The following is a 20,629-nucleotide window of genomic DNA, read 5'->3' on the forward strand; positions in this document are numbered from 1 at the left end:
CACAGCGGCTGTTCTCATTTGCCGGCCGATGCATCGGCACGCATTTGAACGATTTTTTGCGCTTTTGCCGTATCCGAAGCAAGGACTTCGTTCCAGCCGAGACCTTCCACATCGGTCTTCATCTTTGCCCACAGCTGGTCAAACTCCGCCTGGTCCTTCGCAAACACCATTTTCCAGGATACATTCTTTACATAGTCCGAAATCTGGCTGCGTTTATTTTTGATGTCCGAAGAGTCGACGCCGAAACTTGTATTAATATTCGGTACGATGTCGATCATCTTATTTATCAAATAGTAGTCTGTTGCGTTTTTTGCGTTATAAGTTTTTTGCCAGTCCGTGGTCAGGGCGGTCTTGTTAGCTTCTATAGTGGAACTCCAGTAATTGCTGTTATAGAATTCACCGGTGTCCGGGTCCTTGACAAAATCGCTCATGATCATGCTGTTAATCTTGCTCTGTCCGTCCTGGTATCCGCCGCCTCCATACTGATCCGGTACGGGCGTGTTCTTCTGAAATGCGGTCTGGCCTGCTTCCGTCAGCTTAAACTTGCCGTCCGCCGTCTTTTCATAATTAAATCCTTCAAAGCCATTCGTGTAGTACCGTAAGCCCTCGGGGGAAACCGACCAATCCAGGAATTCCATGATTCGTTCGGGATTCTTGGCCTTTGAACCGATGGCAAAAACCCTGCCGTTGCCGTAAAACGCATCACTGGTCTGAATGATCCGTGAATCCGCGATCGGGACTGAAACATAGCCGTCGCCGTTCTTGCCTCTATCAATGGAATTGTAGAACCCTCTCTGCCAGGAATACCATAAGAGAAGGACCTGTTTGTTGGTCAGTTTTTCGGAGACCTTGTTCCAATCCTGCGATGCGGAATCCGGATCGATTAACCCCATCTGATTGGCCGTAAAATAGAATTGCATAATCTTTTTGTACATGCTGTTGTCATCGATCAGCGGAACGATATCGCCTTTCGCATTCAGCTGCAGGGTTGTCGTTCCGTCCGGCTGCTCATAGCCGTACCAGTTGCTCAGCCAGCGTACGTTCTCCATTCCTCCGCCATCCCAATCCTTCCACAAGGTGATTGGAACGATCGGTTTACCGTCCGGATTCTTTGGATACTTTTCCTGCATTTTTTTCAGCACATTCAGCAGGTCGGTCAAATTGTTCAGCTTGGGCGCCCCTACTCCCTTGTAATAATCCCAAGGCAAAATGGGGCTGGAGTAAGGCTGGTCTTCCGAAAAAGTCGTTGGCGAAGTATCGGCTGTAAACGTCGGCATCGCGTAAATTTTGCCATCCGGATTGACTTTATCAAAGGCATCGTTGAAAGGTTTGAAGTGATTATCCACATATTTGGACAAGTACTTGGTGTTCTTGACCCTATCCGAGATGTCCATAATGAGACCGGCCGGGATGAGCTCTTCCAGCTGACTGTTATCGATGATCAGGAGATCTCCCAAATTTCCTGCTGCCGTCCTTGTCTTGTATAACTGGTCGCCGGCAACCTGCGGAGCAACTATGTTCAGCGTCAGATTAAATTTGTCCTTAAGCAGCTTGCCATACCATCCGGTTTGCTCGCCTTGGTAATTCGCCGCATTATCAAACACCGTGATCGTCAGCGGCTTGCTGTGATCTATGGCTGTGTCATTCGGGGATGTCTTTGCGTCAGTACCCGATTCCTCATTGGATGCGCTTCCACATCCAGCCAACCCGACCGAAGCCATGAAGAGGCAAGCGAACAATAGCATCACTGATTTTTTGGCTGCTTTTCTGCTCTTACTCATTGGCCATCCTCCTAATCCATTGGTAATATCAAGTGAAAATCAACCTTTGACCGCCCCGATCATAATTCCCTTGACGAAAAACCTCTGGAAGATCGGGTACACGAGCAATATGGGGGCAACGACGATAATGGTAACCGTCATGCGGATGGAAGTTGTGGTTTGCTCTGTGGCTAGACTGGCAATGGCAGTCGAACCGGCATTTTGCAGGTTGACCATGGTAGATAATGAGCTCGCCTGATTGATATAGTTATAAAGAATGAATTGCAGCGTGTATAATTTACTGTCCGTAACGAGCAGCAGCGTATCCTGAAAAGAGTTCCACTGATCCACGGCAGTGAATATGGCAACCGTCGCCAATATGGGCTTGCTTATCGGCAATATGATCCGGAGGAAGATCATCATCGTCCCCGCTCCGTCGATGCTTGCCGCCTGCTGCAATTCCTTCGGCGTCGATTCCACGAAGGTCTTGACCAGAATGATGAAGAACGGGGCAACGATGGTCGGCAGAATGTATGCCAGGAAATTGTTGGTCAAATGCAGGGATCTCATGGTGAGATACCATGGAATAATGCCGGCGTTAAAGAACATGGTTATGACAGTGAACCGGTACCAGAATCTTCTCCCCCACATATCCTCTTGGGAGAACATGAATCCCAAAAAGGCGGAGGCTCCTACCGTCAGCAGGGTTCCGATCACGGTTCTGCCCAAGGAGATCAGAGCCGCATTCCCCAGTCCAGGTATTTTAAACACATCCAAATAGTTCTGGAAATGGATGTGCCGCGGATAAAAGACGACGTCCCCCCGGGCACTGATATCGTTTGCGCTTATCGTATTAATGATGATGGAGTAAAACGGATAGACGCACACGCAAGCAAACAAGGTAAAAAGGACGTAGATCAATACCGTGATCAATTTGTCGGTCGGGCTTACCCGAACTGCTTTTCTCATACGATACTCTCTCCTCTTAACAATTTGGAGAATCCGTTTACCGAAAAGAGAAGAACAACACTAATCAAGCTCTTCAGCATACTGATCGCGACCGATACGGAGTAGCTGCCGCCCCCCATCGCCAGGTTATAAACGTACAGGTCCAGAACCTGTATGTTTTCCTTGTTAAATGCATTTTGGAATACGAAATATTGCTCCAATCCATTATTCAGAAAACTTGCGATTTGCAGCATCAGCAGAACAAAATATGTCGGGAGCATGCTCGGCAGGATGACGTTCCATATCACCTGCATTCTCGTTGCCCCGTCCACATGGGCCGCCTCATAAAGGGAATCATCAATTCCTGTAATCGCCGCTATGTACAAGATGGCGGACCAGCCTAGCGTTTTCCAGATCGTCCACAACCACATGGTGATCCAGACATGATCGGAGTTCTGAAGGAACAAAACCGGGGACTCGATCAGTCCCAGCTGCTTCAGCAGACCGTTGACGATGCCTTCGCTGGAAAACATGGAAAACGCCAAAGAATATACCAATACCCAGCTGATAAAATTCGGCAGGGTCGTTACCGTCTGCACAAACTTCCGGAACCGCACGGCCTTCATTTCGTTCAGGAATATGGCAAAAATCATGGGGAGCCATGAGAACAGCAGCCCCAATCCACTCATCCCGAACGTGTTCTTGATCACCTGGAGCAGCTGGTCGATCTTGACCTGATTTTCGATCAAGGAACGAAACCACTGTAAGCCGACAAACGGAGATTGGGACAACGGAATCGGCGGCGAGTAGTCGAAAAATGCATAGACCCATCCGTATAGCGGATAGTAGGCAAAGACAGCAAGCAAAAGCATGAAAGGAAGTATATAGAGAAATTTCCTAAAAGATATGCCTTTCGTGCTGTACTCTCGTATGCGCATCGTGTCACCTTCCCTTGTGATTCGTCTTGTCTTTCTATGCGGAATTATGCAAACGCTTTCAAACATTCAGAGAACTCACTGCCCCCATCCAATTCTCCGATCAAAAGGAATTTATTCGTATAGAACACCTCCATAAATCTCTCGAGATAGAGTTGACTATATAGAATGAACTAAGTTCAATCTATATAGCACTAAATTTAAAAAAATTGTAAATGACTCCCCTGATTTAAACAATGATGTATACCAACATCTAATTGATATATCATCACATCGAGAGCCCGATGCGCGTGGAGCGAAAATTTTTTCTTGTGGCCGTAGAGTCGTTCTGCTCTGCTGAAAGCTACTAAATTTGGTGATCTGAACAAAAAGGAAGCCTATCTATAAAAGATAGACTTCCTCTCGTCCTTTCTACATCAACAAAAGCGCTGCTACTCCGTTATAAGCCGGAACAAAGCGGCACCATGCGGCGGAACCGCAGAAGCCAATGTGCAGTCCAGCTCCCCGCGCTCCTCTCCGGTCCACAAGTTTTTCGCATGCGCCGAGCCGGAAATGCCTAACTCATCCAGCGACACGGAAACTTCGGCTGCTTCCTCGCCGATATTGAACAGCGCAGCGTAACGCTCGCCATGAGGACCCTCTGCCGCCCATATCACTCGGCCTTCGGACCGGCCCACCTTACGGGCACCGAAGCTGTGCTGATGCATGTCCAGCACATCCCGGTTCGTCAGCAGCGATAACGTCCACTCGTCGTTGTCACGCATCTCCCCGCCGAACATGAGCGGCGAGCGGAAGATCGTCCATAGCGTCATCATCGTCAGCTGCTCGTCACGCGTAAAGTTCGTCATCCGGTCGGGAAGGCTGCACCGAACACCGATGCGGCCCAGCGGGAGCATGTCGCAATCCGGCCAGCAGCCGGGCTTTGGCCGCCCCTGCCAGGTCTCGCAGCGGTCGAACATATCGAGCAGCAGCGGCCAGCGGTCCCAGAAATCGTCGGTCATCCGCCACATATTGGCATTAGCTTCAAGGAAATCGGCATGCTTCACGGGTGCAGGCCCGGGCGACAGGCTCAGCACCATCGGACGGCCGGCATGGTCAATCGCCTTGCGGATCAGCTCCATTTCCGCCAAATGCGGCCCTCCGTGCAGCCACGAATCCGCAATGTCATCCACCTTGACGTAATCGACGCCCCAATCGGCATACAGCTCGAACAAGGAATTATAGTATTCCTGAGCCCCTTCCTTGCCAGCGTCAACGCCGTACATGTCCGTGTTCCACCCGCAGAAGGAGCAGGTATGGGCGATATCCCTGGCCGTAACGTTCGTGCCCTTGATCGGCGTATTATCATGCACGGCCTGCCGCGGAATGCCGCGCATGATATGGATGCCGAATTTTAGTCCAAGGCTATGTACATAATCCGCCAGCGGCTTGAAGCCCTGGCCTCCCTCCGCAGACGGAAAGCGGTTCACCGCCGGAATGAGGCGCGAGTAGCCGTCGGTTTCCAGCCGGACGAAAGGCCTGTAAAGGTCTGAGACGGCTCCCGGCTCGTACCACTGAATATCGACGACGATGTACTCCCATCCGTAATCCTTTAAATGGCGCGCCATATATTCGGCATTGCCCCGAACTTCGGCTTCTGTAACGGTTGCGCCGTAACAATCCCAGCTGTTCCATCCCATGGGGGGGGTGGGTGCAAATGATTGATGCTGCATGACGTTCCTCCCGAATTGATTTCGTAGAATTAAATTGCTTTACGCCTCCTATATTACGTCCGGGAATAACGACCTTTCCATAGTAATCTTACGTCCATTATAGTAAAATATTGCGGTTCAACGCCGGCTAATCAGAAAAGCGTCTATCGACGTTATAATCCTCGAAAAACATCCGGCTGAACGTGAGCTGCCCCTCTTCGGAGCGGAAGCCCCCGGGCGTCAGCCCGGTCATTTTGCGGAACACCTTAATCAGGTAACTGCCGCCGGAATATCCGACCTGCTCCGCGATCTGTTCAACGCTCATATCCGTCTGCCGGAGCAGCCGCATCGCTTGCTCAATGCGGACCCGGTTTAAATATTCGCTCGGCGTCTGGCCGACCGCGGCCGCAAACGTGCGCAGCAAATGGTATTTAGACCATCCGAGCCGGTCCGACAGCTGGTCCAGGCTGATCATCGAGCGGTAATTCACATCCATATATTCGGCGGCCAGGCGCACTTTTTCCGGCCAGTTCCGGCGCTCGTCATGCGGCGCTACCGCATACCGGCACAGTTCGGATATAAATGAGTATACACAGGAAGAGGCCGTGTAAGGATCGGTAATCCGGCCGTGGCCTGCCTGGTCCCAAATCTCCTGCAGTGCGCGGACGGGCCGGCTTGTGGGCGGCAAGTAGGGAGCCTCCCCCAAGCGCAGCTTCGCTTCCTCCCAATTCGGCAGAATGAGCGATGGCCGCATCAGAATAAACACGAAGGACCAATGCGAACCGTCCGCTGGAAAATAATAGCGGTGATTACCAGGAATTTCGGTCATGATCGCCCGTCCCTGATCGATCCGGTACGTCTCCGTCCCCGACTCGAACATGCCCTCACCCTCCAGCGTATACTGGAACAGCAGCAGTGGGCCGTCCTTCCGCTCATGCCCGTCCCACCGGTACGACGGGTGCCTGATCACGTCCCGCCCGACCGCAAACAAATCGCACAGCGCCAGGTGCGAAGGCGCCGTGAAACGAAAGCCGTATGTGCCTGTCTCCGTACCGGATGCCATGCGGCTCCCTCCTTTTCTAGCAAGATCTTTTATATGATAAGGCTTGTAATAACTATATTCCATCCCTGTTCGAGCGCAAACTAAAAAGCCTGATCCGCTTGGGATTCAGGCTAAGACGGGTGCGTATGAAATTGATTTTCTCTCTAAATATAGATCTCCGTAACCATACTTATGGCATCTTTAGTGATAATGAACGTATCGCAATTCAGAATATCATATGCATTCAGCGAATCGGCTTCTGTTGTTTGCACACCCGGAATGTTATTTGCACTTTTATAGACCATATGATCTTTTTCAGGTAAGACAATGAGCGCTTTTCGATTGGCATCCAGAGCATTAAGCATGGCGACGATAGACTTTGTCCTGTAGCTCTCTAATTGAATGCTGTCGACGACAATGAACTTGTTATCTTGTACCTTAGCCGACAAGGCCGATTTGATCGCTAGACGCTTGACCTTTTTATTCAGGCGATAACCATAGTCGCGGGGTTTGGGACCAAACGCAATCCCTCCATGACGCCAGTGCGGCATACGGATCGAACCCGCTCTGGATCGATTGATTTTATTTTGTTTATAGGGCTTTCGGCCTCCGCCTCTAACTTCGCCGCGAGTTAATGTGGAATGCGTCCCGCTGCGCTTATTCGCAAGGTAATGAACAACGGCTTCGTGTAAAACGGATTCATTCGGGATCATACCGAAGATGGATTGTTCGAGTTCCATTTCACCGGTCACTCTACCATCCATATCATATACAGAAATCTTTAACAACCTAACTACCTCCTGATGATCCTTAAGACGTAATGGGCATTATATGCGTAGGAACGATCAGCCTTAAGCAAGCATAAATAGCGATAATTAGTTGTTACTCGTATGATTTATCATTGTTCCTTTATGCTCACTTAAACTGCTGCCGAAATATTCACGATGGCATTCACGACTTTAACCCCCTCTTCCCCTGCCTACATTTATACGTTAACAGATTGGATTTTCTGGATCTATATACGAAATGATGCTGTAGTGTTTAGTAACAAAAACGTAAAAACCCCCTGCAAGTCATATCATGCTTTCCGTCAGCATGGTTTGCTTGAGGGGGAAGTCCATTTCTACTTCTGATGAATTATTTTTCTGATCGCATAGGTCGACAAGTGGAACGATTCCGAGAGCTCCTCGACGGATGCTCCTAGTACATAGGCCTTCAGTATTTCACTGTTTCTTTTATTGATCTCCATTCTGGCGCCGGATAACGCTCCCCAGCTCCGATGCTGATTTTTTATAGCGGGAATATAGAGGTATTCCCCTTGTACAAATTCCTGTAATTTTTCAACTAATTCCTCTGGCAAGACGGCTGATGCGTTAATGTATCTCACTGAGACTCACTCCTTGAAAAAATGGTTCAAGCAGCAAAATTCCGAAATTTCACTGTGATCCGTACAATTGACCGCATGCTGCGTTGATATCGGAACCGAACTGGGTTCTGACGGTAACATGGACTCCTTTGGTCTTTAAGATTTTAAGGAACATCTTTATTCCGCTCTGATCCGATTCTTTATAACTTTGCGGGGTGGCCGTGGTGGAATTGTAAGGGATGAGATTGACGTGATATAAATGTTCCCATGATCCTCTTCCCCGCAGTAAATCAGCAACCGCTTCGGCGTGTTTGGCCGAGTCGTTGATTCCCCTCAAAAGGATATAAGCAATGTATACCTTTCGTTTCGTCGTTTGAATATGCTCATCGAGCACCTTCATCACTTCTTCCAGCGGGAAATGATGATTGATGGGCATAAGCTCACTCCTCTGATCCGGAAATGGGGAGTGTAGAGAAAACGTTAGATTCATCTGCGGAAAATCCTTCATTAATTTCTTTACTCCAGGCAGTATGCCTATGGTAGACAACGTAATTCTCCGATGCCCCAAACCGAACAGCTCAGGATCCGTCAGCACATGTAAGGCATCAAACACATACGGATTGGCAAGGGCCTCGCCCATCCCCATAAAGGACACGCTGTCCAATGGGTAGCCATTCAAGTGGAAATAAAGAAGCTGGTCCGTGATTTCATCCGCTGTAAGATTTCTCTTTAACCCCAGCGTTCCTGTAGCGCAGAAGGTACAACCAAATCCGCAGCCGCACTGGGACGAGATACAATAGGATTCCCATCCGTCTTTATAACTTAACTTGACGGACTCGATATGTTCGTCACCAGGAATGGTAAAAAGAATTTTGCTTACTTGCTTGGACTGCTGCACGATTTTGGGCGTAATGCCCAGCACATCGTCACCAATCTCCTTGATTAATTCGTTTCTTACAGCTTTAGGCAGGCTGCTCATTTCTTCAAAATGCCTGATTTTCCGCTTGAAAATGGACTCTGTCATTTGCCTGTATCTATAATCCGGTTGTTTCAGGATGGATAGGATCTGACGGATTTTTTCATATTTAGTGATGTGCTTCATCGTTAATGATCTCCTTTTACACGGAGACAACGCAAAAAAAGCACCGGCTTACCGGTGCTTTCTTGCAATACATTAACCTAGCTATACACAAACAAGCGACTATCCTATAAAGAAGTCACCCGCGATATCTACGCATAGAAGGATAAAGCTCCGGTATCCGATTTGTGATTTGGTGAACCTTGTCCAGCTTTGCTCTCGAAGACAGGTTCACCTGATCATCTACAATCTCAGAAATCGTCATCGCTCTATCCCTCCCTGTTCATTTGATATGGATGAAACTATCACAAAATGCCCCTCCCCGTCAAGCATTTGTCATGCTGCCCATGCGGAAAAAGCGTGATAGGTTCAGACAACGTCGATGGGTTCGTTTTTTATGCTAGTACCCTATGTGATCAGTCCATACTTCTTTCTTCCGTGGTCATAGAATACATAGAACTTGATTAAAGGAGGACTTATAATGGCGGAACAAGTTAAGGTTAGCCCGCAATTCAAAAGACTTTGTACCCAATTCGGAAAAATATTGGGAGGCGAGTCGGAAATTGAAGCAGGCCCGGTTTGTTTTGTTACGCGGATGACGAATTTAAGAGAGACCATTCTGGGAAAAAGAACACGTTCCCCTTTGGTTCAAATGCAAATGTTTTCCTTCGAATCTCTTGATAAGTCAGGCCGCGCGCTTTGTTTGGGTGAAACTGCCGTTCACCAAAATCAGGTTAACCGATTGATGTCCAACCTCCGTAAACGCGGGATTAAAGTAACCGCAGTTCATAACCACTGGCTGAAAGAGCAGCCTCGCTTAATGTATATGCACTGGGAGTCTATTGACAATCCGGTTGCATTTGCCAGAAAAACAAAAGAATCCATTAGATTCCTGGGCTAACACGGTTAAACGGGCTGGTTCATTTATATTATTTATGGGAGGATGATTTCGGATGGCGCAAGTTAAAGTAAGTCCTCGCTTTAAAAAGCTTTGTGACGAATTTTCAGCTATTTTAGGTGGAACGGAGCATGAAATTACGAAAGGCCCGGTTTGTTTTGTCTCCAGAAATCGGGTCATTAGAGCCTCTATTTTAGGAAGACGTACTACTTCTCCTTTGGTCCGTTATCAACTCTTCTCCTTCGAATCCCTGAACAGTTCGGGTCGGGCACTCTGTTTAGGCGAAACGGCTCTCTTCCAAAATCAAGTCAACCGCTTGCTGACCAATCTCCGCAAAAACGGGATTAAAGTAACGGCAGTCCACAACCACTGGTTGTTCGAGAATCCGCGCTTGATGTACGTTCACTGGGAGTCGATCGATGATCCCATTGCTTTTGCCAGAAAAACAAAAGAATCCATTAAGTTTTTGGGCTGAGGAACAACAAGAAGCAAAGCGCTTCAGGTTACTGGCTGCATCGCAGGAAAAAGTCCCCGGGTTTTCAAACTCGGGGGCTTTTGCGTTCTTTATGAATAAGATGGGGGCATTACTCTTCGTCGCCCTCGGATGGCTGTCTTCTGCCTTTTTTATCCGGCGATATCAACTGCCTGGCAATCGTATACCCAATAAGGAAAGCAGCGGCTGAAGTATTCCCGTCCACCGTAAATGGAATGATGGAAGCATCGGCAACGATTAAATCTTCCACCCCATGCACATGACCTATTCGATCAACGACCCCTCCCTTTTTTAACGGAGCCATGCGAAGTGAGCTTTGCTGGTGATGATTATGGTCGAAGTTCTGTTTAATATACTCCTCCAATTGGGAGTCGTCCTCAATCATATCCAGTGTCGGTGAAACAAGCTGGTACGACAGATCGATGGCTGCCAGCTCTGCCGCTATATTCTTGATATAGGTTCTAAAAATATTTTTTACGGCTTCCATGTCATCCGGATTGGCGAGAAATCCCTCATCCGCAAGCACGATTTTAAGCGGATCCTTGTTCTGGATCTTAATCGAGCCGCGGCTCTTGGGACGCAAGTAAAGTATCGCCAAGGTTAACATATTCTCGGAACCAATGCCAACCAGCTGAACCGCCCGGCGATTGCTGTTTACTCCCGTCGGATCGGGCAAAAAAGCTCCCCCTGTATAAAGTGCATTCGGATCATTCGCAGGCAGGGCGGTATCGTTCGGATTCGTGGTGAATACGGCGGTGTTAAGCGTGTGATTTCTCAGCCTCTTACCTACGTTCGGGTTATTAAAAACTACCGGGATCCCAGCTTCTTTAAGTAATGCAGCCGGCCCAATTCCGGACAGCATCAATAGTTGAGCACTATTGATGCCCGCAGATATGATGACCTTTTTTTGGGCGTAAGCGCGAACGCGTCTTCCTTCTTTCAGGAATTCCACTCCTGTGGCGCGTTTCTTGTCAAAAAGCACGCGCAGAGCCGTTGAATTAAAGAACACCCTTAGTTTCCTGCCGTTTGCACCGCGGCCGGAAGGCGTCATGATGTCCGGGGAGAGAAAGGCTGTGGAGGAGTTTTCCCTCCGGCCATTTGGTCTTTGATACAACTGCCAGCGGGTAAACGGACCCAGGGGAGTTTTAGGATCGTTATAATCAAGGATCTCCGGATAGCCTGTAGCTTTCTCAATAGCTGAGGTGAGCTTTTCCGCCATAGACGTAGGGTTAACCGGGGCCTGCCTGATATCGATCCGCCCACTGAATCCACGGGCGTTTAAATCATCGGTTTCTCCGTTATACTTCTCCAATTTCTTAAATCGGCGAATAGCCCGTCTAGGTGACCATAGCGGACCTAATAGCTTTTCCCATTCCCTAAAAACAGCTGATGTAGGACGTACATACTGCTCACCATTAATTGATGACCCTCCGCCTAAGAGGCGTCCCGTAGTCCATTCAAATGCCCGTTCATCCAGCTCCTCTTGCGGAACCCCTTCCCCCTGCCAGAAGTATTGGGGAAAGAACTGTTCTTCCAATTCCAGTGCGAATGTAGAATCCCTAATGGGTGTGTCTTTATCGTTGTTCCCACCGGACTCCAGGACAAGAACCGATACTTCTTTATTATCACTTAATGTTTTGGCGATTACAGCGCCAGCAGGACCAGTTCCCACGATAATATAATCAAAGGTTAATTTCCGGCTCATTCGTGCTCTCCTTGTTATATGGTCTAATGTAAGGATATTACATTGACCTGTCTGATGTTCCTGAGCACCTTTTCGTTTTAAATGATACATTTTTTGAATAGAAGCAGATACTTGTTGCGTTTCGCGTTCCCGTGGAAGGGTAATTCCTCATCAATCATCATATTCATGTAAACGAAACAAAAAATAATGCTGTCGCGTCAGTATTTCAAGAGGCTACCCGCTTGGATATCATAAATCTGATGATGAAAACAAAAGACAGAAAGGCGTGATCTCGCGTGATTCCAAAAAGCTCTGGACGTATGAAAATATCGATTCTCGTCGTGGCCCTAACGCTTACGGCATGCTCAGGCACAGCGGAACCTTCCATCACCCCGGAAATATCAACGCCGGTTAATGAGGAAGTCACCGCTCCAGAAAGTGAGAATGAGCAGAAACCCGAGGCTTCTCGTCCTTCGAGCGAAAATTTTGATCTGATGACCGGTGAGGGGAATCCGTCGCATACCGCCACCTTGCAGCAAGGTGAAGGCTTTTCCTTATACGTATTTGAAAAGTTTGCCTTTGACGCGGCTAAGGGACGTCTGTTTCTCAGCAGCCATCCGGAGTACTATGTCGATATCGAAAAGCTGCCTGCGAATTATGACTTAGCACAGCTTGCGACTGCAGGTAAAAAGGAATTGGATCCGTTCGGCAAAGTATCCGATTATAGCGGAGAGCTTGTCGAGCATCCGCTGGGCTTTGCCGAGCTTTACCTTCAATCCTCGGGCGGTGAAGGGATTCACGATTATATCGTGTGGAAGTCAGAACCAGGCGATGCCTTCCTGTTTCGTCTTCGAAATCCCAAAGGGGAAGAGGCATCGGATTTCGCCGGTCCCGTCCTCGTTTCGTTATCTACGGTTCTGAGCGATTCAAAATAGATGAACACCTGGATTATTACCCGGTAACCTGACTTAAATAAAAAGCCTGATCCATTAAGGATCAGGCAAAGGACATGCATGTATAGTTCCATCCGGAAACTGCTTGAACTGTTCAATGTGGATGTTTGCGATAATGCCAGCACCGACCATTCCAATATTTAATCGATCATTCAAATCCAACTGAATTCTCCTCGGTCATTCAGATTTATGCAGCTTCTATGCAAGCTCGGTTAACCATTGGCGCAGCCTGCTCAGGCTGGTCGCGACTTCCTCGGTCGGGTCGTGATCAAACGGCTCGTGCTCAATGGTGAGCGCGCCTGTATAGCCGATGCGCTGCAAAGCAGACAAAACGCCCTTGATATCCACAATGCCGTCTCCCAATGCACAGGAATGATGTTCGCCGGCGGCTTTCATGTCCTTCAGATGAACATGGATAAGCACGTCCTTAAGTTCATGAACGGCTTGCACCGCATCATATCCCTGCGTGGCGAACCAGCCGGTGTCAAGGGCTGCGCCGACCCAAGGTTCATACGGGTTCACTTTCGCCATCACTTCCGCAGGGGATTTCTCAGGATGATTCTCATGTGCCATGCGGATCTGGTATTTTTCGACGAATTCCTTCAGCAACGGCCCATTGTCCGGATGGAACGCGTTCGCCAGCACAGACGCCCCGATCGCTTGTGCCGTCTCGAAAATTCGCAGCGCCTGTTCCCGCGTCATCCCCGGCTGTCCAAAGCCAGCCGTATAGGCTACCACCTCCACCTGGTAGTCGCGGAGAATCCGCACCGCTTGCTGAAGCATTTGGGGCGTGGCTGAATGCGGTTCTAGATGAGCAACCCACAGCTCAATCGCATCAAAACCCAGGCCTTTGATTCCACGGATCAGCTCTTCGAATTTGTGTTCGAATTGCGGTCCTTGAAAGGCTTGGACGGTAGCGTCATGAAACCGCATCCATTCGCTTACCGATGTTCCGGTATAGTCCAGTTCTTTGGCAACATAATTCGCCGTCATAAATGCTGCTTTCACTCTATTTCCCTCCTATTCCTGTACCCCGTCATGCCATTTCAAACCTGCCTGCAGCGATTTCATCCAAGTGTTTCATACTGGAGGACAGCACTCTCCGAACCGAAAAGTATCCGCACCTCCCTGCTCCCGCACTCCATCCGGAGCACGGATGCGTCCGCGCTGATGCGGGCAGGAATTTCCTTCCCGTCCAGCCAAGGGCTGATCTTGCATATGAGCCACTCCATCGCGTCCCTGTAATAGTCTTTAAATACAGCCCCTAGCCCAATCCATGAGGAGCATTGTCTACATACTGAAATGCAAAATAAGAGCCGTGATAACTGAATGGCGTTACCTTTAAGTCAAGCTGCATCGCCGGCGCTCCTTTCTCTATGCAAAAATATGAATGAAATCAGAATCATCCCATTCTCAGTGTAGACGATGCTTCGGACATGCCGGGAGCGAGAATCGGTTGGTAGAGGTAGGACAAATGCTCTCACTATTGCATTGCGCCCAGATGGCGCAAATGCTCAATCGAACGGTGAGAGTCCTCCTTCATGCTGCGGAAGGCGCCGGTGTCCTGGCGATGCCAGAGCTCTAGCGTCAGCCATCCTTCGTAATGTACCGCTTTCAATGCATCCATGATTTCCGCCATTGAAATCTCCCCTTCCAGCAGATCTTCGGTGGGCATGCTGCCGTAGGCGTTTCTCAGATGAACGGCGGCGATTCTTTCGGGATATTCCCGAATCCAGTTGAGCGGCTGAGATGCCGGAGGCCCAAGCCCAGGCCGTATCCAGGCACAGCAGCACATCATTCGAAGCGTATTGGATCACAGATCGGAGATCTCCATCACATAGCACAAGCTCATCGGCATGATTGTGGAAGCAGGTTCGAAGGCCATACTCCCTGGCTATGCGGGCAATCAGGCTTAAATTTTCACCTTGTCTTTTCAGCTCATTCTCTGTCTTGATCTCGGGATGCGACCAGCTTCCCTTGGGGTCTGCGTTTACGATCAAATACCCGGCTCCGGCTGCCTGCAGCTGCTCGCCCGCCGTCCGAATGGGATCCGGCAGACTTCGTTCATCGGCCGGTTTATGGAGATCAAGTCCCAAGTATCCAGCCGACATCCGGAGTCCGCTTCCCTGAAGTGCTTCAAGAAGTTCTTCGGAAGGCTCGTCTTCAATGGCATTAAACCCCGACTCCCGATTTTCCTGCAGAGCCTGCCCGATGTCCCATGCCCTTCCTTCGGCTTTATATTTTTCCTTCCAGCCGTACCAAATTGCTCGAATAGCCTTTGATTTTCATGCTATATCCACTCCCGACCGGGTAATTTCAACTGCGGTCCCGCTCTGCGCGGACTCATATATTCCTGCCAGCACATTGAAGACAAAGACCGCCTCGGACTGTACGAGGGCCGGTGAATTCTGGCCTCGAACGGCATCAGCGAAGAATATGACCGGTTTATGCATCGGATCGTTCGGTTCCTGCTCTTCCACCGTATACACAGTCGTCTCAGGCTGTCCGTTAACATCTACAGTTAAATGAACCTCGTTTCCGCCCCAGTACGGCGAGAAAGTCACTGCGCCCTTTTTGCCTTCGAGCTGAACGAGCTGCATCTCTTTCCCGTGCGTGCAGGAAGAACGCTCATATTGGACCCAGAATGGATTTCCGGCGCGCGCTTTAACGCTCAGCTGTGCCCCGACATGGAACTCAACATCCATCACCGTAACCGGGTCGGCCTCTGTTTGGGGCGAAACGCACCAGGCTCCTTTTACTTCCACGGCATCCCAATCCAGCAGTTCATACAGCAGAGCCAGATCGTAAGGTCCCCAATCGAACAGCGTTCCGCCCCCAGCCTTACTCCGATCGAGAAACCAGCGGCTTTGCGGCTGATATTCAATACCGGAACGCCCTCTTCTTGTTTTCTGCACAAACGTGACCTGATACAGATCTCCGATGCAGCCTGCATGCATAAGCTCGGATACCTTTTTGGTAATCGGACTGCCCAAGAAACGCATGCTGCAGCAGCCCAGCAGGACCCCCGCCTTCTCTGCGGCCTCCGCCATTTCTAACGCTTCCGTCCGGTTCATGGCCAGCGGCTTTTCGCAAAGCACATTCCTCCCGGCCGCTATTGCTTGAAGCGCGAGACCCTTATGGGTAAAAGGCGGCGTGGCGACGATGACAATATCCTCCGGCTGCGCCGGCTCGGCGAGCATGGCGCCCGGGTCAGAATATGCTTCCACATCGGGAAAACCCACTACAAACGAGTCCAGTACAGCCAGATTCACGTCAGCCACCTTGATGCTACTGTCCACGTTATTGTTCACAGACCAGTGTTGAATGGCCTGGACATGCGTCCTGGCAATGGCTCCGGCTCCTATAATATAAAAACGCAAAGTATTACCTCCCTTGTTCATGTACTCCGTCTTAGTATACAAACGGTGAGCGGCCTATTCTTGCGAAAAACCCGCCAAAACTCCTCATTTTGTCCAGACTTCCGAACTGATCTATCCACCAAATATGTTATAGTAGGGAAAAGTTCTGATCCACTCGGCTAAGATCACAATGGAAGCGAGGATTAGTGTATGTTTTACGAGTCCATTCGACTGGATCAACCCTTTAAATTCAGCTCGTTTACCGGAAACTGGGCAACACATGAGCTCCATATCCACGATTGTCTTGAAATCGGCGTGATAACGGCAAACCGCGTAAAGTACCGGATCGGAGACCATGAATATGTCGGAACAGCGGGTGATGTTTTTTTGCTGCGCCCATTCGAGCCCCATTGGTGCTTCAGCTGCGAAGGGGAGGATTATGGCTATCAAATGCTATTGTTTCACAGCTCCGCGGTCCGCAGCGTCCCGGACGGGGAACAGCTAATCATTCCCTTCTACTCGTGGGCAGATACCATGTCACCATGTATTCCGGCGGAAACCGAAGCAGCACAGACCATCAGCATCTGTATGAATGCTGCGCTGATGGCCGGAAGCAAACAGCAAGCAGGGTGGAATGCCAGACAGTACGCGTCATTTATCCAGATCCTAATCTCGATTTACGACCTGTACGGCGGATATCATTCCGCCGGCACCGGCAACCGCCGCATTGCTGCCGATACAGTAGCTGCTTTTAAAGGCGTCCAGGTATACTTGTCAAGGTATCAAGAACCCATTGCGGCAGAAGATGGCCGCGCAGCATCCGGTTTAACCCGGACGGCCTACCATCAGCTGTTTCGCCAGCTGACCGGCCTGACCCCCCATGTATTCCTGAGCCGGATCCGCGTCCATGCCGCAATGGACCTTCTCGCCAACAGTGGCCTCAGCATGATTGAAATTTGTGAGGAGAGCGGATTTCTTTCACTGAGTACCTTTAACAAGCAGTTCAAAAATTTGTTGGGCTGCTCCCCGAGTGCTTACCGTCAACAGGCCGTTCAAAAAAGGAAAAGGACGATGTAACTGTTGACCGCACCGCGAATTAGCCGGGGCTTGGCAATTATTCCGTTTCAGATTCCATTGAAAAGTGGAAAAACTTCCATGACGAGATCATTGGAGCCATCCGGGCGACGGGGGCACAAAACATCATCGTGGTTGATGAGCACAATTGGGGGCAAGCGAACGGTTATTCCGGCGGAGATGCCGACAGCGCCGTACTGACACAAGGAGCATATCTCAGCAATAAATACGGCACATCACATTCACCCTGCATATATATGAAAATTGGAGCAACGGAGCCGACCGGTTGAGCCGTTACCTTGCTTCCGCATGCAATCAGAACTTAAGTGTTCATATTGGCGAATATGGGGCCAGTAACGGCTCAACTGCACTGGCCACGGAAGCGATGTTTAATGTCCCCAACAACGTCAGCGAAGGAAGTGACGGCTTTGATTTGACGACCGGACCGGCCAGTGGAGGCGGTTATGAAATTAACGCACAGGACAGCAGCAAGCCGACCAATCTGACCTGGTTCGGCCAGTCCTGTCTGGGATGACAACCACGGAAACCTGGGGACCCCGGTGCCTGAAAATCCGTACCTAGTCATGAACGACGGGTTTTTCGAGAACGGTATGACGTATTGGAACAACTGGGGCGGGGACGTATTCGTATGGAAAAATGATGCGTCATCGGACTTCTATGCAGACGACATTCAGATTGTAAGGCAGTAAGTTCATTTTAAAATTGGACCAGATAAAACCCACAAGGACAACATGTTATGGATAACAAGTCCCTTGTGGGTTGTTTCTTGCATTGAACTCATATAAAGCTGAGTCGATGACTACTTAAACGTAATATCCTCCGCCTCTTTCGTAAACAGATCCAGTTGATTGGCGCAGGTTACTTTCTGATGATTCAGGCAAAAGTTGTCAAAGGTCACGCGCTCGACCCGATGATCGCCGTCGTAACCGCCGATAACGGAAATGGAATAACCGGGATTATGAACGGATTGATGCACGAATATATCTTTTAGCAAAATATCATGAATGCGTCCGCGTTGTTCGTCCTTGAAATATTTGGACTTGATTACACGGAAATCGACGAGTTTGTCGTAATAGTGCTCTACCCGAATATTTTCAAAAACGATATGGTGTACGGCCGCCCGATCACCGACGTGGATGCTGAATGCAGCTCCGTAACCATGAACGGATATGATGTCGATATCATGGAAACAAACGCCAGTAATCTCATCTGTCGTGAGCTCATGACCGATCTCGATGGCATTACCCGCACGCGCATTGACAAAAATGGAGGAACGGATTTCAACATTGTATACGTTCTTTGAGGCAGCAAACATGCTGCCACCGGCATCCGCCCAATCAAATGCCTTGATAACCACGCAGTCATCATTATTCCGCAGGATACAATTTTCAATCAGCACGTCTTGTGAGCCGACAATGTCAACCCCGTCCGAGCTGACCACCTCCCCGATCTGCTTGATCCCGTTAATATGAACTTGACGGCAGGCCGCCAGCATAATCATCCAGCAAGGCGGTTCTAGCATGATAATGTCTTGAATTGAGACTCCTGTACAGTCGTACAGCAGAATCGTGCGGTAATCGGGGACATCCCGGAAGCATGAACTATCCAATATCCCGTTCCCGTAAATTTTTATATTGGCTGCCCCGTTCGCTCGGATGCTTCCCCTAACAACTGCACCGCTTTCAATATAAATCGACTCGTTATCATGAAGCTCCAGCTCGCCGGCCTCGTGAACCTGACCCCCTTTGAAATAATAGGTGGCCAATCCGTCATACGCGGATTCATGGTTACCGTAGAAAAACAGAGGAAGCGATACACCTTCCATTTCAATATGTAACTTTTCATTAGCTGAGACTTTAAAACGCAAGGTACGGCTCTCAACCTGAGAGGGGATCATGCGGGACAGGGGACTTATCTTCGCAGCACGGATATGATCTGCTGCAACGATCTCCACCTGTGCCTCGCCCGAATATTCGAACGACGTAAAATATGCGACATTCGTACAAAGCACGTCAGCTTCGATTCCGTTTACTCTGACGGACAACTCGGTACTGCGCGGAACCGATTCAGGAAATGCTTGATTCATGAGCTTCTTCCTTTCTGTATTAGGGTATCAACAGTTCGTCAAAACGTAACGTTTCAATTCCATGCTGAGCATAAAATAGTCTGAGCTCAGGATTCATGAGCATCAGCCTGTCCGCATTCCGCTCTCTTGCGATCTGCGCCCCCGAAAATATGGGAGTTGCCCATCAGGCGCATCTCATCACTGTCCAGGCCAGGGTGACAGATGACGGTATAGATTCCTGCATCCGCAATCGCAAGCGATTCGATATGGTTACAAAAGTAATAATCCGCCAGCGGCCCAGAGGGCAAATCGCTTAGGTCATCCTTCGCCTCGGGATCCGGCGGTGTCCTGTATACCTGATGGAAATTAATTAATCCTTGTTCCCGGCACCACATATCCAGCCACTCATGGTAACCGGAAATGAAATAACCGAAAAATGCTCGTCCACATAGGAAATTCTGAATCCAAGCTGCTTCAATATGCGAAATTGTTCCATCGTTTCATCGATTGCCTGGCGCAGTAAACTGTCCTGGTTTCCGAATTCTGACGGACTGCTGAGAAAGTAACCCTGACTGTCTATAAGCTGAGATACCTTGTCAGGAGGCAGAAGCGGTTTCCACTGTACTTGGACCCATTCGGCATTCATCGTGATATGCATCCCGAAGCGACATCGGTCCTGTGCGCAAAATACCTTGCGGCTTTCCTCGATCGAAGGTCCGACCGCCATCAGGCTAATATTCTTTATGACACCGGCTTCACAGGCTTCCCATATCGCCAAATTCGCCGAACGGCTTCCGCCGCAGTCGTCCCCGCGAATGATCAGGCGAATTGCTTCTTTACTTTTCTTCAAACCAAGTCCCCCCACCCGATTGAAATCGCCAACATTCTCGAAAAGCCCTGGCACGAAATCACCTATCCTCAGGTTACCCTTCTCCCGCAGACAGGCATCTCCTGATCCATGCCGCCAGACCATCCGAAGTTTGAAGATGCCCTTCTTCGGAAGGATGGATGAAATCCGCGGTAACAGATCAGGCTGCTTCAACAACGCCGTGCCCGGCATGTATCGGACATGGGGCAAATCTATCCGCTTAACCGTTAAGACGGGCTGTCTGCTGAGCAATCGGATGAAGCCACGTCCGCAGGTCGTTGGGCAGACGGCAAAGCTCGACTCCACTGCTATCGACCAGCGGTACAACCTCTGCAATGTTATGAAGTTCAGCCCGGCTGTAGATCATCATGATAACCTTCTGAATTTCGTCTTC

22 protein-coding genes and 1 pseudogene are annotated in these 20,629 nt (G+C 49.5%); 7 read left to right on the plus strand and 16 right to left on the minus strand.

Going from position 1 to position 20,629, the window contains the following annotated elements; genetic code table 11:
• Positions 1-14 precede the first annotated feature (14 nt).
• The 8 genes from FHS19_RS17080 to FHS19_RS17115 form a co-directional block, all read right to left on the minus strand.
• Positions 15-1,781, minus strand: coding sequence for a type 2 periplasmic-binding domain-containing protein (locus FHS19_RS17080; RefSeq protein ID WP_183583092.1), 1,767 nt, complete (start codon positions 1,779-1,781; stop codon positions 15-17).
• 39 nt (positions 1,782-1,820) lie between these two features.
• Positions 1,821-2,729, minus strand: a complete 909-nt coding sequence (locus FHS19_RS17085; protein WP_183583093.1) for a carbohydrate ABC transporter permease — start codon at positions 2,727-2,729, stop codon at positions 1,821-1,823.
• Positions 2,726-3,646, minus strand: coding sequence for an ABC transporter permease subunit (locus FHS19_RS17090; protein WP_183583094.1), 921 nt, complete (start codon positions 3,644-3,646; stop codon positions 2,726-2,728). The genes FHS19_RS17085 and FHS19_RS17090 overlap by 4 nt, the downstream gene beginning before the upstream one ends.
• A gap of 428 nt (positions 3,647-4,074) precedes the next feature.
• Complete coding sequence (locus FHS19_RS17095; RefSeq protein ID WP_183583095.1) at positions 4,075-5,355, minus strand: glycoside hydrolase family 27 protein; 1,281 nt, start codon at positions 5,353-5,355, stop codon at positions 4,075-4,077.
• A 127-nt stretch (positions 5,356-5,482) separates the two neighbouring features.
• Complete coding sequence (locus FHS19_RS17100; protein WP_183583096.1) at positions 5,483-6,397, minus strand: helix-turn-helix transcriptional regulator; 915 nt, start codon at positions 6,395-6,397, stop codon at positions 5,483-5,485.
• 143 nt (positions 6,398-6,540) lie between these two features.
• Positions 6,541-7,164: a 50S ribosomal protein L4 gene (rplD, locus tag FHS19_RS17105; protein ID WP_183583097.1), complete on the minus strand. Its 624-nt coding sequence runs from the start codon at positions 7,162-7,164 to the stop codon at positions 6,541-6,543.
• Positions 7,165-7,499: 335 nt separating this feature from the next.
• Positions 7,500-7,763 (minus strand): CD3324 family protein, encoded by a 264-nt coding sequence (locus tag FHS19_RS17110; RefSeq protein ID WP_183583098.1) that lies wholly within the window; start codon positions 7,761-7,763, stop codon positions 7,500-7,502.
• 49 nt (positions 7,764-7,812) lie between these two features.
• The gene (locus FHS19_RS17115; RefSeq protein ID WP_183583099.1) at positions 7,813-8,844 is read right to left on the minus strand and encodes a Cfr family 23S rRNA (adenine(2503)-C(8))-methyltransferase; all 1,032 of its coding nucleotides are present in this window, start codon (positions 8,842-8,844) and stop codon (positions 7,813-7,815) included.
• 457 nt (positions 8,845-9,301) lie between these two features.
• On the opposite strand from FHS19_RS17115, the gene FHS19_RS17120 reads away from it, so the two are divergent.
• Entirely contained in the window at positions 9,302-9,721 is a 420-nt protein-coding gene (locus tag FHS19_RS17120) for a DUF1259 domain-containing protein (RefSeq protein WP_183583100.1), read from the plus strand.
• 52 nt (positions 9,722-9,773) lie between these two features.
• On the plus strand, positions 9,774-10,193 hold the full coding sequence (locus tag FHS19_RS17125; protein ID WP_183583101.1) for a DUF1259 domain-containing protein: 420 nt from the start codon (positions 9,774-9,776) through the stop codon (positions 10,191-10,193).
• Between the two features lie 109 nt (positions 10,194-10,302).
• On the opposite strand, the gene FHS19_RS17130 is transcribed toward FHS19_RS17125, so the two are convergent.
• Positions 10,303-11,916 carry a GMC family oxidoreductase gene (locus FHS19_RS17130; protein WP_183583102.1) on the minus strand — a complete coding sequence of 538 codons (1,614 nt, stop codon included), beginning with the start codon at positions 11,914-11,916 and terminating at the stop codon, positions 10,303-10,305.
• Positions 11,917-12,215: 299 nt separating this feature from the next.
• Between FHS19_RS17130 and FHS19_RS17135 the strand changes: the two genes are divergently transcribed.
• Complete coding sequence (locus tag FHS19_RS17135; protein WP_183583103.1) at positions 12,216-12,830, plus strand: DUF8580 domain-containing lipoprotein; 615 nt, start codon at positions 12,216-12,218, stop codon at positions 12,828-12,830.
• A 216-nt stretch (positions 12,831-13,046) separates the two neighbouring features.
• Here FHS19_RS17135 and FHS19_RS17140 read toward each other — a convergent pair whose 3' ends face one another.
• The 4 genes and pseudogenes from FHS19_RS17140 to FHS19_RS17150 all read right to left on the minus strand — a co-directional run bounded on the left by FHS19_RS17140 (position 13,047) and on the right by FHS19_RS17150 (position 16,228).
• Positions 13,047-13,856, minus strand: a complete 810-nt coding sequence (locus tag FHS19_RS17140) for a sugar phosphate isomerase/epimerase family protein (protein ID WP_183583104.1) — start codon at positions 13,854-13,856, stop codon at positions 13,047-13,049.
• 475 nt (positions 13,857-14,331) lie between these two features.
• A complete protein-coding gene (locus FHS19_RS34940) occupies positions 14,332-14,487 on the minus strand; it encodes a hypothetical protein (protein WP_246426669.1) in 156 nt (51 codons plus the stop codon).
• Positions 14,488-14,659: 172 nt separating this feature from the next.
• Positions 14,660-15,121, minus strand: a pseudogene (locus FHS19_RS35720) (sugar phosphate isomerase/epimerase family protein); the annotation flags it as partial.
• A 12-nt stretch (positions 15,122-15,133) separates the two neighbouring features.
• Positions 15,134-16,228, minus strand: a complete 1,095-nt coding sequence (locus tag FHS19_RS17150) for a Gfo/Idh/MocA family protein (protein WP_183583105.1) — start codon at positions 16,226-16,228, stop codon at positions 15,134-15,136.
• A gap of 189 nt (positions 16,229-16,417) precedes the next feature.
• Here FHS19_RS17150 and FHS19_RS17155 point away from each other — a divergent pair, with 189 nt between their 5' ends.
• The 4 genes from FHS19_RS17155 to FHS19_RS17170 are packed head-to-tail and all read left to right on the plus strand — an operon-like array spanning position 16,418 to position 17,991.
• The gene (locus tag FHS19_RS17155) at positions 16,418-17,284 is read left to right on the plus strand and encodes an AraC family transcriptional regulator (RefSeq protein WP_183583106.1); all 867 of its coding nucleotides are present in this window, start codon (positions 16,418-16,420) and stop codon (positions 17,282-17,284) included.
• A gap of 56 nt (positions 17,285-17,340) precedes the next feature.
• A complete protein-coding gene (locus FHS19_RS35725) occupies positions 17,341-17,571 on the plus strand; it encodes a cellulase family glycosylhydrolase (RefSeq protein ID WP_183583891.1) in 231 nt (76 codons plus the stop codon).
• Complete coding sequence (locus FHS19_RS17165) at positions 17,568-17,816, plus strand: hypothetical protein (RefSeq protein WP_183583107.1); 249 nt, start codon at positions 17,568-17,570, stop codon at positions 17,814-17,816. The genes FHS19_RS35725 and FHS19_RS17165 overlap by 4 nt, the downstream gene beginning before the upstream one ends.
• A gap of 25 nt (positions 17,817-17,841) precedes the next feature.
• Positions 17,842-17,991: a hypothetical protein gene (locus FHS19_RS17170; RefSeq protein ID WP_183583108.1), complete on the plus strand. Its 150-nt coding sequence runs from the start codon at positions 17,842-17,844 to the stop codon at positions 17,989-17,991.
• Positions 17,992-18,101: 110 nt separating this feature from the next.
• Here the strand turns inward: FHS19_RS17170 and FHS19_RS17175 are convergent, their stop codons facing one another.
• From FHS19_RS17175 to FHS19_RS17185, 3 genes are all read right to left on the minus strand, one after another.
• The gene (locus FHS19_RS17175; RefSeq protein WP_183583109.1) at positions 18,102-19,388 is read right to left on the minus strand and encodes a glycosyl hydrolase family 28 protein; all 1,287 of its coding nucleotides are present in this window, start codon (positions 19,386-19,388) and stop codon (positions 18,102-18,104) included.
• Positions 19,389-19,474: 86 nt separating this feature from the next.
• Positions 19,475-19,762, minus strand: a complete 288-nt coding sequence (locus FHS19_RS17180) for a polysaccharide deacetylase family protein (protein ID WP_183583110.1) — start codon at positions 19,760-19,762, stop codon at positions 19,475-19,477.
• Complete coding sequence (locus FHS19_RS17185; protein WP_183583111.1) at positions 19,738-20,487, minus strand: ChbG/HpnK family deacetylase; 750 nt, start codon at positions 20,485-20,487, stop codon at positions 19,738-19,740. The genes FHS19_RS17180 and FHS19_RS17185 overlap by 25 nt, the downstream gene beginning before the upstream one ends.
• Positions 20,488-20,629: the final 142 nt, after the last annotated feature.

Origin of the sequence: Paenibacillus rhizosphaerae (assembly GCF_014192015.1) — a bacterium.
GTDB classification, from domain to species: Bacteria; Bacillota; Bacilli; order Paenibacillales; family Paenibacillaceae; genus Paenibacillus_AQ; species Paenibacillus_AQ rhizosphaerae.